Source organism: Kutzneria sp. NPDC051319, assembly GCF_040682195.1.
Lineage (GTDB): Bacteria > Actinomycetota > Actinomycetes > Mycobacteriales > Pseudonocardiaceae > Kutzneria.
Map to the genome: position 1 here is coordinate 58482 of NZ_JBFBAM010000001.1, position 15702 is coordinate 74183.

Annotated in this window: 9 protein-coding genes; 5 read left to right on the plus strand and 4 right to left on the minus strand. The window is 71.2% G+C overall.

The annotated features are described in order from the left end of the window. Window positions 1–51: 51 nt before the first annotated feature. From hutH to hutI, 5 genes are read left to right on the plus strand one after another with little or no spacing between them, the layout of a single operon-like run. Window positions 52–1587, plus strand: a complete 1536-nt coding sequence (hutH, locus tag AB0M73_RS00280) for a histidine ammonia-lyase (protein WP_363885123.1) — start codon at window positions 52–54, stop codon at window positions 1585–1587. Continuing rightward, entirely contained in the window at window positions 1587–3233 is a 1647-nt protein-coding gene (gene hutU / locus AB0M73_RS00285) for a urocanate hydratase (RefSeq protein WP_363885125.1), read from the plus strand. Before hutH ends, hutU begins: the two co-directional genes overlap by 1 nt. Next, window positions 3233–4423 carry an allantoate amidohydrolase gene (locus AB0M73_RS00290; protein ID WP_363885127.1) on the plus strand — a complete coding sequence of 397 codons (1191 nt, stop codon included), beginning with the start codon at window positions 3233–3235 and terminating at the stop codon, window positions 4421–4423. The genes hutU and AB0M73_RS00290 overlap by 1 nt, the downstream gene beginning before the upstream one ends. Further along, window positions 4420–5724, plus strand: a complete 1305-nt coding sequence (locus tag AB0M73_RS00295; protein ID WP_363885129.1) for a formimidoylglutamate deiminase — start codon at window positions 4420–4422, stop codon at window positions 5722–5724. Before AB0M73_RS00290 ends, AB0M73_RS00295 begins: the two co-directional genes overlap by 4 nt. Further along, entirely contained in the window at window positions 5715–6860 is a 1146-nt protein-coding gene (hutI, locus tag AB0M73_RS00300; protein ID WP_363885131.1) for an imidazolonepropionase, read from the plus strand. The genes AB0M73_RS00295 and hutI overlap by 10 nt, the downstream gene beginning before the upstream one ends. On the opposite strand, the gene AB0M73_RS00305 is transcribed toward hutI, so the two are convergent. From AB0M73_RS00305 to AB0M73_RS00320, 4 genes are all read right to left on the minus strand, one after another. Continuing rightward, window positions 6820–7575, minus strand: coding sequence for a 5'/3'-nucleotidase SurE (locus AB0M73_RS00305; protein ID WP_363885133.1), 756 nt, complete (start codon window positions 7573–7575; stop codon window positions 6820–6822). The genes hutI and AB0M73_RS00305 overlap by 41 nt on opposite strands. A gap of 79 nt (window positions 7576–7654) precedes the next feature. After that, complete coding sequence (locus AB0M73_RS00310; protein ID WP_363885135.1) at window positions 7655–7834, minus strand: DUF6104 family protein; 180 nt, start codon at window positions 7832–7834, stop codon at window positions 7655–7657. 67 nt (window positions 7835–7901) lie between these two features. Next, window positions 7902–11603 (minus strand): multifunctional oxoglutarate decarboxylase/oxoglutarate dehydrogenase thiamine pyrophosphate-binding subunit/dihydrolipoyllysine-residue succinyltransferase subunit, encoded by a 3702-nt coding sequence (locus AB0M73_RS00315; protein WP_363885138.1) that lies wholly within the window; start codon window positions 11601–11603, stop codon window positions 7902–7904. Window positions 11604–12002: 399 nt separating this feature from the next. Next, window positions 12003–15605, minus strand: a complete 3603-nt coding sequence (locus tag AB0M73_RS00320; RefSeq protein ID WP_363885140.1) for an ABC transporter ATP-binding protein — start codon at window positions 15603–15605, stop codon at window positions 12003–12005. Between the last annotated feature and the right edge of the window lie 97 nt (window positions 15606–15702).

The following is a 15702-nucleotide window of genomic DNA, read 5'->3' on the forward strand; positions in this document are numbered from 1 at the left end:
GTCACCCGCCTTGGACTCGTGCAACCGTCCGCCACCAGCTGTGATGAACCCATGGCACACCCGGAGGCAGTGCAGCTCGGCGCGAAGCCGCTGCGGCGTGACGAGGTCGTCGCGGTCGCCCGCGACGGCGTGGCGGTCGAGCTGGAACCGGCCGCGGTCGAGGCCGTCACCACGGCCCGGGCGCACATCGAGGAGCTGGCCAACGCGACGACGCCCACCTACGGCGTTTCGACCGGCTTCGGGGCGCTGGCCGTCCGGCACATCCCGCCGGACCGCCGCGCGCAGCTGCAACGCTCGCTGATCCGCTCGCACGCGGCCGGTGCCGGCCCCGAGGTGGAGCGAGAGGTGATCCGTGCGCTGGCCCTGCTGCGGCTGCGCACGCTGGCCACCGGCCACACCGGCGTTCGTCCGTCCACTGTGGACACGATGGCCCGCATGCTCAACGCCGGCATCACGCCGATCGTGCACGAGTACGGCTCCCTCGGTTGCTCCGGCGACCTGGCCCCGCTGTCCTCGGTCGCGCTGGCCCTGATCGGCGAAGGTCAGGTCCGGGACGCTCAAGGCGAGCTGCGAGACGCCGCCGAGGCCCTGGCCGAGGCCGGCATCGAGCCGGTGGCGCTGGCCGAGAAGGAGGGCCTGGCCATGATCAACGGCACCGACGGCATGCTCGGCATGCTGGTGCTGGCGATCACCGACCTGGCCCGCCTGCTGGACATCGCCGACCTCACCGCGGCGATGAGCGTGGAGGCCCTGCTGGGTACCGACCGCGTCTTCGCCGCCGACCTCCAGGCCCTGCGCCCGCATCCCGGGCAGGCCCGGTCGGCCGCCCGCATGACCAAGATCCTGGCCGGCTCCGAGATCATGGAGAGCCACCGCGGCCCGGACTGCACCCGCGTACAGGACGCGTACTCGCTGCGCTGCTCCCCGCAGGTGCACGGCGCGGCCCGCGACACCCTGGCCCACGCCGAGCTGGTCGCCGACCGCGAGCTGGACTCCGCGATCGACAACCCGGCCGTGCTGGCCGACGGTCGTGTGGAGTCCAACGGCAACTTCCACGGCGCGCCCGTGGCGTACGTGCTGGACTTCCTGGCCATCCCGGTCGCCGACGTGGCCAGCATGGCCGAGCGCCGCACCGACCGGATGCTGGATGTGGCCCGCTCGCACGGCCTGCCGCCGTTCCTCGCGGACGATCCGGGCGTGGACTCCGGCCACATGATCGCCCACTACACGCAGGCGGCCATCGTCTCCGAGCTCAAGCGCCTTGCGGTGCCGGCCAGTGTGGACTCGATCCCGTCCAGCGCCATGCAGGAAGACCACGTGTCGATGGGCTGGTCGGCGGCGCGCAAGCTGCGCAAGGCCGTCGACGGCCTGACCACCGTGCTGTCCATCGAACTTCTCACCGCGGCCCGCGCGCTCGACCTGCGTGCCCCGCTCAAGCCGGCGCCGGCCACCGCCGCCGTCGTCGCGCTGCTCCGGGAGCACGTCGAGGGCCCCGGACCCGACCGTCACCTGGCCCCGGAGATCGCGGCCACCGAAGCGCTCGTCCGAAGTGGACTGATCGCGCGCACCGTCGAGGAGAACTCCTGATGACCGAGATCCGGGCCGCCCGGGGCACCCAGCTGACCGCGCGCAGCTGGCAGACCGAGGCGCCGCTGCGCATGCTGCACAACAACCTGGACCCCGAGGTCGCCGAGCGCCCCGAGGACCTGGTGGTCTACGGCGGCACCGGCAAGGCCGCCCGCGACTGGCCGAGCTTCCACGCCATCTCCCGCGAGCTCACCACGCTGTCCGACGACGAGACGCTGCTGGTGCAGTCCGGCCGTCCGGTCGGCGTGCTGCGCACCCACGAGTGGGCGCCGCGCGTGCTGATCGCCAACTCCAACCTGGTGCCGGACTGGGCCAACTGGCCCGAGTTCCGCCGCCTGGAGGCCGCCGGCCTCACCATGTACGGCCAGATGACCGCCGGCTCGTGGATCTACATCGGCACCCAGGGCATTCTCCAGGGCACCTACGAGACCTTCTCCGCGGTGGCCGACAAGCGCTTCGGCGGCACGCTCGCCGGCACGCTCACCGTGACCGCCGGCCTTGGCGGCATGGGCGGCGCGCAGCCGCTGGCCGTCACCATGAACGACGGTGTGGCGCTGTGCATCGACGTGGATCCCGTGCGCGCGCAGCGCCGGGTGGAGCACCGCTACCTGGACGAGGTCGCCAACGACCTGGACGACGCCATCCGCCGCGTCGAGGCGGCCAAGCGTGACCGCAAGGCGCTGTCGGTCGGTGTCGTCGGCAACGCCGCCGAGATCCTGCCCGAGCTGCTGCGCCGCGGCGTCGAGGTCGACATCGTCACCGACCAGACCTCGGCCCACGACCCGTTGTCGTACCTGCCGATCGGCGTCGACCTCAGCGACTGGCACGACTACGCGGCCAAGAAGCCGGAGGAGTTCACCGAGCGGGCGCGGGCCTCGATGGCCCAGCACGTGGAGGCCATGGTCGGCTTCCAGGACGGCGGCGCCGAGGTCTTCGACTACGGCAACTCGCTGCGCGGCGAGGCCCAGCTCGGCGGCTACGACCGGGCGTTCGCCTTCCCCGGCTTCGTGCCGGCCTACATCCGGCCGCTGTTCTGCGAGGGCAAGGGCCCGTTCCGCTGGGCGGCGCTGTCCGGCGACCCGGCCGACATCGCGGCCACCGACAAGGCCATCCTTGAGCTGTTCCCGGACAACGAGCCGCTCAAGCGCTGGATCAAGATGGCCGGTGAACGTGTTGCCTTCCAAGGACTTCCGGCCCGCATCTGCTGGCTGGGTTACGGCGAGCGGCACCTGGCCGGCCTGCGCTTCAACGAGATGGTGGCCAGCGGCGAGCTGTCCGCGCCGGTGGTCATCGGCCGCGACCACCTCGACTGCGGCTCGGTCGCGTCCCCGTACCGGGAGACCGAGGGCATGGCCGACGGCTCGGACGCCATCGCCGACTGGCCGCTGCTCAACGCCCTGGTCAACACCGCGTCGGGCGCCACGTGGGTGTCCATCCACCACGGCGGCGGCGTCGGCATCGGCCGTTCCATCCACGCCGGCCAGGTCACCGTGGCCGACGGCACCGCGCTGGCCGGGCAGAAGATCGAGCGGGTGCTGACCAACGACCCGGGCATGGGCGTGCTGCGCCACGTCGACGCCGGCTACGAGCTGGCCGACCAGGTGGCGCAGGACAAGGGCGTCAAGATCCCGATGAAGGCCAACTGATGGCGGCTACGGCTACCGGCCTGCTGGCCGCGATTGCCGACGTCGGCGCGGATCGCACCCGGGGCGGGTACTCCCGCCACGGGTTCGACCGGGTCGAGCTGGAACTGCGGGAGTGGTTCGTCGCCGAGGCCGCCAAGCGGGGCCTGGCCGTGGAGACCGACCGCAACGGCAACATCTGGGCCTGGTGGGGAAACCCCGGCCCGGACGCTGTGATCACCGGCAGCCACCTGGACTCCGTGCCCGGTGGCGGGGCCTTCGACGGCCCGCTGGGTGTGGTGTCGTCGTTGGCGGCGGTGGATGTGTTGCAGGCCAAGGGATTCAAGCCTCGCAAGCCGCTGGCCGTGGTCGTGTTCGTCGAGGAGGAGGGCGGCCGCTTCGGCGTGCCCTGCCTCGGGTCCCGGCTGATGACCGGGGCCATCGGGGCCGACCAGGCACGGTCGCTGCTCGACCCGGCCGGGGTTTCGTTGGCCGACGCGATCGCCAAGGCCGGCGCCGATCCGGCGACGCTCGGGCCGGACGAGGAAGCGTTGGCGCGCATCGGGTGTTTCGTCGAGCTGCACGTGGAGCAGGGGCGTGGCCTCACGGTTCCGGTCGGCGTGGCCTCGTCGATCCTGGCCCACGGCCGGTGGCGGTTCACCTTCACCGGCGAGGGAAACCACGCCGGGGCAACGCTGATGTCCGACCGGCGTGACCCGATGGTGCCTGCCGCGTCGCTGGTGTTGGCCGCTCGCAAGGCGGCCGTCGGCGGCGCGCGGGCGACCGTGGGCCGGATCGTGCCCGTTCCGGGCGGTACCAACGTGATCGCGTCCGAGGTCAACGTCTGGCTGGACGCTCGGGCTTCGGACGACGCCACCACGAAGTCGGTGGTCGCTGAGATTCAAGCCCTGGCAAGGCAAGCGGCAGCCGAAGAGGGCTGTGGGGTGCGGGTCACGCAGGAGTCGTACGGCGACACCGTGGTGTTCGATCCGGTGCTGCGGGACGATCTGTCCACTGTGCTCGGTGGCGTGCCGGCATTGCCGACGGGTGCCGGTCACGACGCCGGCATCCTGGCCAACCGCGTGCCGACAGCGATGTTGTTCGTGCGCAACCCGACCGGCGTCAGCCATGCGCCGCAGGAGTATGCGGAGCCGGACGACTGCGAGGCCGGGGTCGCCGCGCTGGCCACGACCCTGGAGCACCTGGCGTCGTGAACTACTGGTGTGAACGGGCCTGGCTGCCCGAGGGTGTGGTTGCCGGCGTGCTGGTGCACGTCGGCGACGACGGCCGGATCACCGAAGTGTCCATTTCGGACTCACCGCCGCCCGGTGCGCAGCGCCTGAACGGCATTGTGTTGCCGGGCTTCGCCAACGCGCATTCGCACGCCTTTCACCGGGCGCTGCGTGGCCGCACGCACGCCGACGGCGGCACGTTCTGGACCTGGCGGCAGGCGATGTACCAGCTGGCCGAGCGGCTGACGCCGGACAGCTACCTCAAGCTGGCGACCGCCGTCTTCGCGGAGATGGCCGTCACCGGCATCTCCTGCGTCGGGGAGTTCCACTACCTGCACCACGGTCCCGGCGGCACCCCCTACGCCGACCCGAACGAGATGGGCCACGTGCTGCGGGAAGCTGCCGCTGCGGCAGGCATTCGCATCACGCTGCTCGACACCTGTTACGTGGCCGGGGGAATCGGCACGGAACTCGAAGGCACCCAGCTCCGGTTCAGCGACGGCGACGCGACCCGTTGGGCAGCACGGGTTTCTGGGCTGAAGTCGGACAACGTGATGCGGGTCGGCGCGGCCATCCACTCCGTGCGTGGCGTGCCCCGCGAGCAGCTGGCCGACGTCGCCGCGGTCGACGGGCCGCTGCACGTCCACCTTTCCGAACAGCCGGCCGAGAACGAGGCTTGCCTTGCGGCGTACGGGATGACGCCGACCGCGTTGCTGGCCGAGGCCGGCGTGCTGTCGCCGCGGACCACCGCCGTGCACGCCACCCATCTCACCGAGCACGACCGCGCGCTGCTCGGTGGGTCCACCACCACCGCCTGTTTCTGTCCGACCACGGAGGCCGATCTCGCCGACGGCATCGGCCCGGCGCGCGAGCTGTTCGACGCCGGCAGCCCGATTTCTCTTGGCAGCGACCAACATGTCGTGATCGACCCGCTGGTCGAGGTCCGGGCCCTCGAACACGGCGAGCGGCTGCGCACCGGGCAGCGCGGGCGGTTCAGCCCCGAGGAGCTGCTTGCTGCGGCAACCGCGGCCGGCCATGCCTGCCTGGGCTGGCCCGACGCCGGCCGGATCGCCGTCGGCGCGCCGGCCGATCTGGTCGCGGTCGGCCTGGATTCACTACGAACGGCGGGTAGCCGACCGGAACAGGTTCTGCTGTCCGCGAATTCGTCCGATGTGGACTCGGTAATAGTCGAAGGGCGGGTTGTGGCCACCCGGGGACGTCATGCGACGCTAGGGGAGGTAGGACCTCTTCTCGCGGACGTGATGGGGGAACTGTGGCGGTAGTGATCACCGGCATCGCCGAGCTGACCACCAACGACGCCGAACTGGGCAAGCTGCGCGACGCGGCCGTGGTGCTCGACGGCGACCGGGTGGCCTGGGTCGGGGCCGCCGCCGACGCCCCGGCCGCCGACGAGCGCGTCGACGTCGAGGGTCGCGCGGTGCTGCCGGGCTGGGTGGACAGCCATACCCACCTGGTCTTCGCCGGGGACCGCACCGCCGAGTTCGGGGCCCGCATGTCCGGCCAGCCCTACGCCGCCGGCGGCATCGCCGTCACCGTCGACGCCACGCGCGCGGCCAGCGACGAGCAGCTCGCCGCGGGGCTGCGCAAGCACGTCGATGAGGCCGTTTCCCAAGGCACCACGTACATCGAGACCAAGACCGGCTACGGGCTGACGGTCGCCGACGAGCTCCGGTCGGCCACGCTGGCCGGCCGGTACGCCGACGAGGTGACCTTCCTCGGCGCGCACCTCGTGCCGCCGGGCACCGACGCCGACGAGTACGTGGACCTGGTGTGCGGGCCCATGCTCGACGCCGTGGCCCCGCACGTGACCTGGGCCGACGTCTTCTGCGAGACCGGGGCCTTCGACGAGGACCAGTCCCGGGCCGTGTTGACCGCCGCCGGCAAGAAGGGCCTCGGCCTTCGCGTGCACGGCAACCAGCTCGGCCCCGGCCCCGGTGTGCGGCTGGCCGTGGAGATGGACGCCGCCAGCGTCGACCACTGCACCTACCTCACGCCCGCCGACGTCGCCGCGCTGGCCGACTCCGACACCGTCGCCACGCTGCTGCCGGCCTGCGACCTGTCCACCCGGCAGCCGCTGCCCGAGGTCCGCGCCCTGCTCGATGCCGGCGTCACCGTCGCGCTGGCGTCCAACTGCAACCCCGGCTCCTCGTACACGTCCTCGATGGCCTTCTGCGTGACCACGGCCGTGCTCCAGATGCGGATGACCGTGGAGGAGGCCGTGCGCGCCGCCACGCTCGGCGGCGCGCAGGCCCTGCGTCGGGACGACATCGGCGTGCTGCGGCCCGGTTCGCGGGCGGATGTGCACGTGCTCAACGCGCCGTCCACCACGCACCTCGCCTACCGGCCCGGTGTGCCGCTCACCTGGGCGGTGTGGCGCGCGGGCGCTCGACAGCGCTGACCGACCGCAGCTCGGTCACGGTGGCGTAGCCCTGCTCCAGCAGCGCCGCGTCCGATCCCGGCTCCACCTCGTCGTCCAGGATCACCGTGGCCAGCTCGATGCGGTCCTCGTGCTGCTGCACCACCCGGCTCTGCACCCGGCCGTACCGGGTGAGCGTGGCCCAGCGCAGCGGGCCCGGGTCCGGGCGGTTGGGCACGTTCAGGTTGAGCACCGCGCCCGGCTCGATGAGGCCGAGCACGTCCTTCACGTACGGGTCGACCACGTCCCACAGCGCCGTGCCCGGCGGGTCCCAGGGCACGTCCAGCGACACCGCCAGCGCCGTCACCCCGTTCACGTGCGCCGTCAGCGCCGCGCCCACTGTGCCCGAGTGGATCAGCGCGCGGCCGATGTTCGCGCCGAAGTTGATGCCCGACAGCACCAGGTCCGGCCGGTCCCCGAATGCCCCTCGGCAGGCCAGCAGCGCGATCAGCCCCGGGTGGGAGTCCACGGCGTACGCCGGCACGTCCGGCAGGTCCTCGACGATCCGCCGCGACACCCCCACGCTCCGGTGTCCGCCCGAGGCCGTCAGCCCCGCCCCGGTCCCGCTCGCTTCGACGCTGGGCGCCGCGATGACCGTGTCGTGCCCCAACTCCACCGCACACCGCGCCAGGGCGATCAGTCCGGGGGAGTCGATGCCGTCGTCATTGGTGACCAGCACGCGCAGAGGAGAGTTCACCCCTCTGTCCTACCGGCGGGAGGGGTCGGATGCCAGCGAGTGGCACGAACCCGCCCCGCGCGGAACGCGCGGCAAAAACTCAGTCGATGTCGTCGGTGTCGTCGCGGGCCAGGAAGGTGGCCAGGCGCTCGACGGGGGTTTCGAACTCGGGGTTGAGGTCGACGAAGGCCCGCAGGCGGTCGGCCACCCAGGCCAGGGTGACCTCCTCGTCGCCTCGGCGCTGCTCCAGCTCCTCGATGCCACGGTCGGTGAAGTACACAGGTAGCTCCTCAAAAACGAACGACGGCCGGGCTCCGTGAGGAACCCGGCCGTCGGAAACCACAGCGTCAGCTGAAGGCCTTGGTGACCACGGCGCGCTGCTCGACCTCGTGCACCTTGCTGAAGCCCGAGGCCGGGGCGGCCATGGGGCGGCGGGACACGCGGGTGAGCTTGCCCTGCACCTGCGGCAGCGCCTCCGGGATGACCAGGCCCAGGTGCGGCCACGCGCCCTGGTTGGCCGGCTCCTCCTGGACCCAGCGGATGTCGGTGAGGTTGGGGTAGCGGTCCAGCACGGCCTTCAGCTTGCGCTCGGGCAGCGGGTAGAGCTGCTCGATGCGGGCCACGGCCACGTTGGTGGCGCCCAGCTTCTCCTTCTCGGCGGCCAGCTCGTAGTAGATCTTGCCGCTGCACAGCAGCAGCCGGTCGACCTGCTCGGGCGAGGGCTGCGTCGGGTCGTCGATGACCGACATGAACCGGCCGTTGGTGAAGTCCTCCACCGGGCTGGCGGCGGCCTTGAGGCGCAGCATGGACTTCGGCGTGAACACGACCATGGGCCGCTTCACCCCGTCCAGCGCGTGCCGGCGCAGCAGGTGGAAGTAGTTGGCCGGGGTGGACGGCACGGCGACGGTCATCGAGCCCTCGGCGCACAGCTGGAGGAACCGCTCGATGCGGCCGGAGCTGTGGTCGGGGCCCTGGCCCTCCAGGCCGTGCGGCAGCAGCAGCACGACGTTGCCGCGCTGGCCCCACTTGGCCTCGCCGGAGGAGATGAACTCGTCGATGATCGACTGGGCGCCGTTGACGAAGTCGCCGAACTGCGCCTCCCACAGCACCAGCGCGTCCGGGTTGGCCACCGAGTAGCCGTACTCGAAGCCCACGGCGGCGAACTCGGACAGCGCCGAGTCGTAGACCATGAACTTGCCCTGGCCCTCGGCCAGGTTCTGCAGCGGCGTGTACTCGGCGCTGGTCTTGCGGTCGATGACGACCGAGTGCCGCTGGCCGAAGGTGCCGCGCTGGGAGTCCTGGCCGGACAGCCGGACCGTCTTGCCCTCCATGACCAGCGAGCCGAACGCCAGCAGCTCGCCGAAGCCCCAGTCGATGCCGCCGTCGCGGGCCATCGCGGCCCGCCGCTCCAGCACCGGCTTGACCCGCGGGTGGGCGTTGAAGCCCTCGGGCAGGTCGACCTGGGCCTGGCCGATGTGAGCCACCGTCTCGGCGCTGACCGCGGTCGGCACCTTGGCCGGCACCTGCTGCTCGGACTCGACCGAGTTGGTCGGCTTGACCGGGTGCTTCTCCAGCTCGCGCACCTCGTTGAAGACGTGCTCCAACTGGCTGGCGTAGTCACGCAGCGCCTTCTCGGCCTCGTCCACGGAGATGTCGCCACGGCCGATCAGCGACTCGGTGTAGGTCTTCCGCACCGAGCGCTTGGTGTCGATGATGTCGTACATCGCCGGCTGGGTCATCGAGGGGTCGTCGCCCTCGTTGTGGCCGCGGCGGCGGTAGCAGATCATGTCGATGACGACGTCCTTGTGGAACGTCTCGCGGTAGTCGACGGCCAGCTTGGCCACCCAGTAGCAGGCCTCGGGGTCGTCGCCGTTGACGTGGAAGATCGGCGCGCCGATCATCTTGGCCACGTCGGTGCAGTACTTGGACGAGCGCGAGTGCTCCGGGTTGGTGGTGAAGCCGACCTGGTTGTTCACCACGACGTGCACGGTGCCGCCGGTGCGGTAGCCGCGCAGCAGCGCCAGGTTCAGCGTCTCGGCCACCACGCCCTGGCCGGCGAACGCGGCGTCGCCGTGCATCGCCACGGGCAGCACGGTGTAGCCCTCGCCGCCCTTGTCCAGCAGGTCCTGCTTGGCCCGGACCACGCCTTCCAGCACGGGGTCGACGGCTTCGAGGTGGGACGGGTTGGAGGCCAGCGACACCTTGGTCTCGCCGTCGCCGAACATCCGGAAGTACTTGCCCTCGGCGCCCAGGTGGTACTTCACGTCGCCGGAGCCGTGGGCCTGGCCCGGGTCGAGGTTGCCCTCGAACTCGCGGAAGATCTGCGAGATCGGCTTGCCCACGATGTTGGCCAGCACGTTGAGGCGGCCGCGGTGCGGCATGCCGATGACGACCTCGTCCAGCTCGTGCTCGGCCGCCTTGTCCAGCACGGCGTCCAGCAGCGGGATCAGCGTCTCGCCGCCTTCCAGCGAGAACCGCCGCTGACCGACGTACTTGGTCTGCAGGAAGGTCTCGAAGGCCTCGGCCGCGTTGAGCTTGGACAGGATGTACTTCTGCACGGTGGCCGGCGGCTTGTCGTGCACGACCTCGACCCGCTCCTGCAGCCAGCGCCGCTCGGCGGGCTCCAGGATGTGCGTGTACTCGACGCCGACGGTGCGGCAGTAGGAGTTGCGCAGCACCCCGAGGATGTCGCGCAGCTTCATCTTCTCCTGGCCGGCGAAGCCGCCGACGGCGAACTCGCGGTCCAGGTCCCACAGGGTCAGGCCGTGCGAGAGCACGTCCAGGTCCTCGTGGCGGCGCTGCCGGTAGTTCAGCGGGTCGGTGTCGGCCATCAGGTGGCCGCGCGAGCGGAACGCGTCGATCAGCTCGATCACCCGGGCGGTCTTGTCGACCGCGCCCTCGGGCAGGTCCTCGACCCAGCGGATCGGCTCGTAGGGCAGCCGCAGCGAGGTGAAGATGTCGTCGTAGAAGCCGTTCTCGCCCAGCAGCAGCTGGTGGATGCGGCGCAGGAACTCGCCCGACTCGGCGCCCTGGATGATGCGGTGGTCGTAGGTCGAGGTGAGCGTCATGATCTTGCTGACGCCCATCTCGATCAGGGCCTTCTCGCTGGTGCCCTGGAAGTGCGCGGGGTATTCCATGGCGCCGACGCCGAGGATCGCGCCCTGGCCCGCGGTCAGCCGCGGCACCGAGTGGTTGGTGCCGATGGTGCCCGGGTTGGTCAGCTGGATGGTGCTGCCGGCGAAGTCGTCGGCGGTCAGGCCGCCGCCGCGGGCCTTGCGGATCAGGTCCTCGTAGGCCTGCCAGAACTGCGTGAACGTCATCGTCTCGCAGTGCTTGATGGACGCGACCACGAGCGTGCGCTGGCCGTTCTTGCCGGGCAGGTCGATGGCCAGGCCCAGGTTGACGTGCTCCGGCGTGATGATCGAGGGCTTGCCGTCGACCACGCCGTAGTTGTTGTTCATGTTCGGGTACGACTCGAGCGCCTTGACCAGCGCGTACCCGATGATGTGGGTGAAGGAGACCTTGCCGCCGCGGGTCCGCTTCAGGTGGTTGTTGATGACGATGCGGTTGTCGGCCAGCAGCTTCGCCGGGACCGCGCGCACGGAGGTGGCGGTCGGCACGGTGAGCGAGGCGTCCATGTTGCGGGCGATCGCCGCGGCGGCGCCGCGCAGGACCTTCACCTCCGAGCCCGCGGCCGGCTTCACGGGCGCGGCGGTGGCCGCGGCGGCCGGAGTCGGCTTGGTGCTCGGCAGGGTGGTCTGGGCCGGCGTCGGGGTCGCGGCCGGGGCCGGCGCGGCCGGCGGGGCGGCGACGTGGCCGTTGGCCGGCGCGGCCGGGGGCGCGGTGGTCGTCGTCGCGGTCGCGGTGGCGGCGGTGGTGCCGTTGACGGCGGTGGCGCCGGCGGTCGTGCGCTGCGTCGCCTTGTAGTCGGCGAAGAAGTCATGCCACGCCGGGTCGACGGATGACGGGTCGGCGAGGAACTGGTCGTACATCTCCTCGACCAGCCACTCGTTCGGGCCGAACTGCGACGCAGAGCTGGAGCTGGACACGGCTGGCGCTCGCCTCTATCTATCTCGCTATTTGTACTGACTCACTCCGCCAGCAAGGCTAGTACTCCACGCAGGTCGCTTCACACACAGCCGAGCGGGCACAACGTCAGGTGGATCACATGATCAATCCAGATCATCTCACCTGTTCGGGCTTCTGACCGGGGCTGTTGAGGATGGCTTAGGGTACTTGATCGTTCAAGCCATGCACTTGCACCGGTAACGATTGTGTCCGGAACCACGTTTCGACTTGTCGCACAGTCCCGCACGTGCAGTTTCGGGTGATCGCAACCGTGAACCCGCCTGCCCGAGAGCGTGACTCGGTATGCCGGAGAGCGGGACTCGCGGGGGTTCGAGCCCTGACATCCGCGAGTCCCGCTCTCGGGCAGCTATGAAGCAGGTTCAGGCTGCCTCGTCGTCGTCCATGTGAGTACCGGTGCGCCACATGTCTGCGTAGCGGCCGCCGGCCTCCAGCAGCTCGGCGTGGGTGCCCTGCTCGACGATGCGGCCCTGTTCCAGCACCACGATCCGGTCCGCGCGGGCTGCCGTCGCCAGGCGGTGGGCGACGACGAAGGTGGTGCGGCGACCGGCCAGGTGCTCGCTGGCGGCCAGCACGGCGGCCTCGGTGGCCGGGTCCAGGGCCGCGGTGGCCTCGTCGAGCAGCAGGACAGCCGGATCCACGAGCTCGGCGCGGGCCAGCGCTACCAGTTGCCGCTGTCCGGCCGACAGGGACTGACCGCGTTCGCCGACCTGCTGGTGCATGGCCTGCGGCAGACCGGCGACCTGCCGCAGCGCCCCGACCGACCGCACCGCCGCCGTCACCTCATCGCGTGACGCCGAAGGCCGGCCGTAGCGGACGTTGTCGGCGACGTCGCCGACGAACAGGTGCGCCTCCTGCGGCACGACGCCGAGTCGGCCGCGGTAGCCGTCCAGGTCGTAGTCACGCACGTCGACGCCGTCCACGAGCACGCAACCGTCGGTCACGTCGTAGAACCGGGCGACGAGCTTCACCAGCGTCGACTTGCCCGCGCCGGTGCGGCCGACCAGCGCCACGGTCTCGCCGGCGCGGACGTGCAGGCTCACACGATCGAGCGCCGGCGTCGCGGCGCCCTCGTAGCGGAAGGTCACGTCACGCAGCTCGATCTCGCCCCGCAGCGTCGACGGCACGGCCACGGGCGCGGACGGCGGCACGATCGACGACCGCGTGGTCAGCAGCTCGCCGATGCGCTTCAGGCCGACCATGGCCTGCTGGTAGCCGTCGAACACGCCGGACAGCTGCTGCACCGGCGCGAAGAACAGCCCCAGGTACAGCTGGAACGCCAGCAGCGCGCCGGCGCTCAGGTCGCCGTTGGCCACGCGGTACGCGCCGACCGCCAGCACCGCCGCCTGCGCCACGCCGGAAAGCAGCGCCACGAACGGGAAGTACGTGGCGATGTAGCGCTGCGCGCGCAGCCGCGAGCTCCGGTAAGCCAGGCTTCGCTCCCCGAACTCCCGCGCCGAGTGCTGCTCACGCGTGAACGCCTGCGTGACGCGCAGCCCGGACACGTTCTCCTGGAGGTCGGCGTTGACCACGCTGACCCGCTCACGCGCCTGGGCGTACGCCTCCGAGGACGCCTTGCGGAAGAGGTAGGTCGCCACGGCCAGGAACGGGATCGCCGTCATCGCCACCAGCGCGAGACCCATGTCGGTGACCAGCAGCGCCACCGCGATGCCCACGATGGTCAGCGCGCTCACCGCCGCCGTAACGAGTCCGGTCTGGAGGAACGTGGACAGGGCGTCGACGTCCGTGGTCATCCGCGTCATGATCCGGCCGGCCAGCTCACGCTCGTAGTAGTCGAGGCCGAGCCGCTGGAGGTGCGTGAAGCTCCGCACGCGCAGCGCGTACAGCAGCCGCTCGCCCACGCGGGCCGTGAGCACCGTTTCCAGGCGCGCGTTGATCCAGTTCACGACCACGATGCCCGCGCCGAGACCCGTCGCCACCCATAGCGCGCCCAGCGCGCCACGCGTGACGCCGTCGTCGACGCCGAAGCGCACGAGCGCCGGCAGCGCCATGGAGCTGAGGGCGTCGACCGTCACCAGCGCGCCCACGAGCACCAGCGCCCAGCGCACCGGCCGCAGCAGGGACGCCAAGCCGAACTTGCGGCCCGTGCCAATGGTGTCGGGGCTCAGGTCGGGCTGTTCCGTCGCCTCGGGCAGCGGCACGAGGTTCGGCACGTCCGGCTCCTCGGGCGCGACCTCGGGCCACAGCTCCGCCGACGCCACATCCACCGGTGCGGTGTCCTCGATCGCCTCACCGGGGCCGGCCAGCAGCTCACGGAACAGCGCGCAGCGCTCGTTCAGCTCCTCCTCGGTGCCGACGTCGACCACGCCACCGCCGTCCAGCACCGCGATGCGGTCGGCCAGTGCGAGCGTGGAACGCCTGTGCGCCACTAGAAGCGTGGTGCGCTGCGCCGTGACGGCCTTGAGCGTGTCGTGGATCGCTGCCTCGGTGACGGCGTCGACCGCCGACGTCGCGTCGTCCAGCACGAGCACGCGCGGCGCCGACAACAGCGCGCGGGCCAACGCGATGCGCTGGCGCTGACCGCCGGACAGCGTGAGGCCACGCTCGCCGACTGTCGTCTCGTAGCCGTCAGGCAGCGCCTGGATGAACTCGTGGGCCTCGGCCGCGCGCGCCGCCTCCTCGACCTCCGCCTCGGTGGCATCCGGTCGCCCGTATGCGATGTTGCCTCGGATGGTCTCGGAGAACAGGAACGCTTCCTCGAACACCACGCCCACGGCGTTGCGCAGCGAGTGCAGCTTCAGCTGCCGCACGTCCACGCCGCCGACCCGGATCGCGCCGTTGTGCACGTCGTAGAAGCGGGGCAGCAGCAGGGACACGGTCGACTTCCCGGAGCCGGCCGTGCCCACGAGCGCGAGCGTCTCGCCCGGTTCGACGCTCAGGCTCACATGAGCCAGCACCGGCTCGCTGCGCGCGTACCCGAAGGTGATGTCGTCCAGCTCCACCGACAGCGGGCCTTCCGGCACGTCCTCGCCGCCGTCCCGCACATCGGGCTGCGAGTCGATGAGCTCGTCGACCCGGTTCACGCTCGCCTTCGTCACCTGCGCCGTGACCATTGCCGACGCCAGGAACCGGGCCGGGCCCAGCAGACCCGTCACGTAGCTGGCGAACGCGAGGAAGGTGCCCAGCGTGACCTGGCCGTTCATCGCCAGCCAGCCGCCGAGGCCCAGCACCGCGATTTGCCCGAACAGAGGCATCGCGCCCAGCGTCGCCGTCGGCCGCGCGGTCAGCCGGGCCGCGCGCATCCGTAACGAGAACAGACGGCGAGCCCGCGCCTCCAGGCCGTTGATCTCCCGGCCCTCCTGGCCGAAGCCCTTCACCACGCGGACGCCCGTGACCGTCTCCTCCACGTGCTGCGCCACGTCGGCCGCCTGCTGCTGCGCGTGCCAGGTCGCCGAGAACAGGGTCTTGCGGCTGCGCAGCGCCACGTACACCACCGCCGGCACCACGATCAGCGCGATCACCGTGAGCAACGGGGACAGCCACAGCATCGCGCCCACCGCCACCAGCACGAAGGCGATGTTGCCCAGCGCGTACGGGACCATCATCACCAGGCCCTGGACCTGGTTCAGGTCGCTGATCGAGCGGGACACCACCTGCCCCGTGCGCAGCTCGTCCTGCTTGCCGCCGTCCAGCCGCTGCACCGCCGCGAACACCTGCCTGCGCAGGTCGTGCTGCACGTCCAGCGCCAGCCGTCCGCCCAGGTAGCGGCGCAGGAACGCCGTCACGAAGGTCAGCACCTCGATGCCCACCAGCGCCCCGATCAGCCAGCCCAGGCGCGTCGTCGTGCCGGCCACCGCGTCGTCCACCGCCAGCCGCACCACCAGCGGCGCCACCGCCTGCTGGCCCACGCCCAGCACCGCCGCGCCCAGCGACAGCACCACCACGACCGGATGCCGCCAGCACGCCGCCGCCAGCCGCCGCACCCATCCCTTTTGTTCGGACACAGAAGTAACTTACGGTGCCTAAGCTTGATCATGACGGGCCACAATTCCGCTTACCTGAGTGGCTCAGGTGGCCCTGGAGGCGAACTGAGCCACTCAC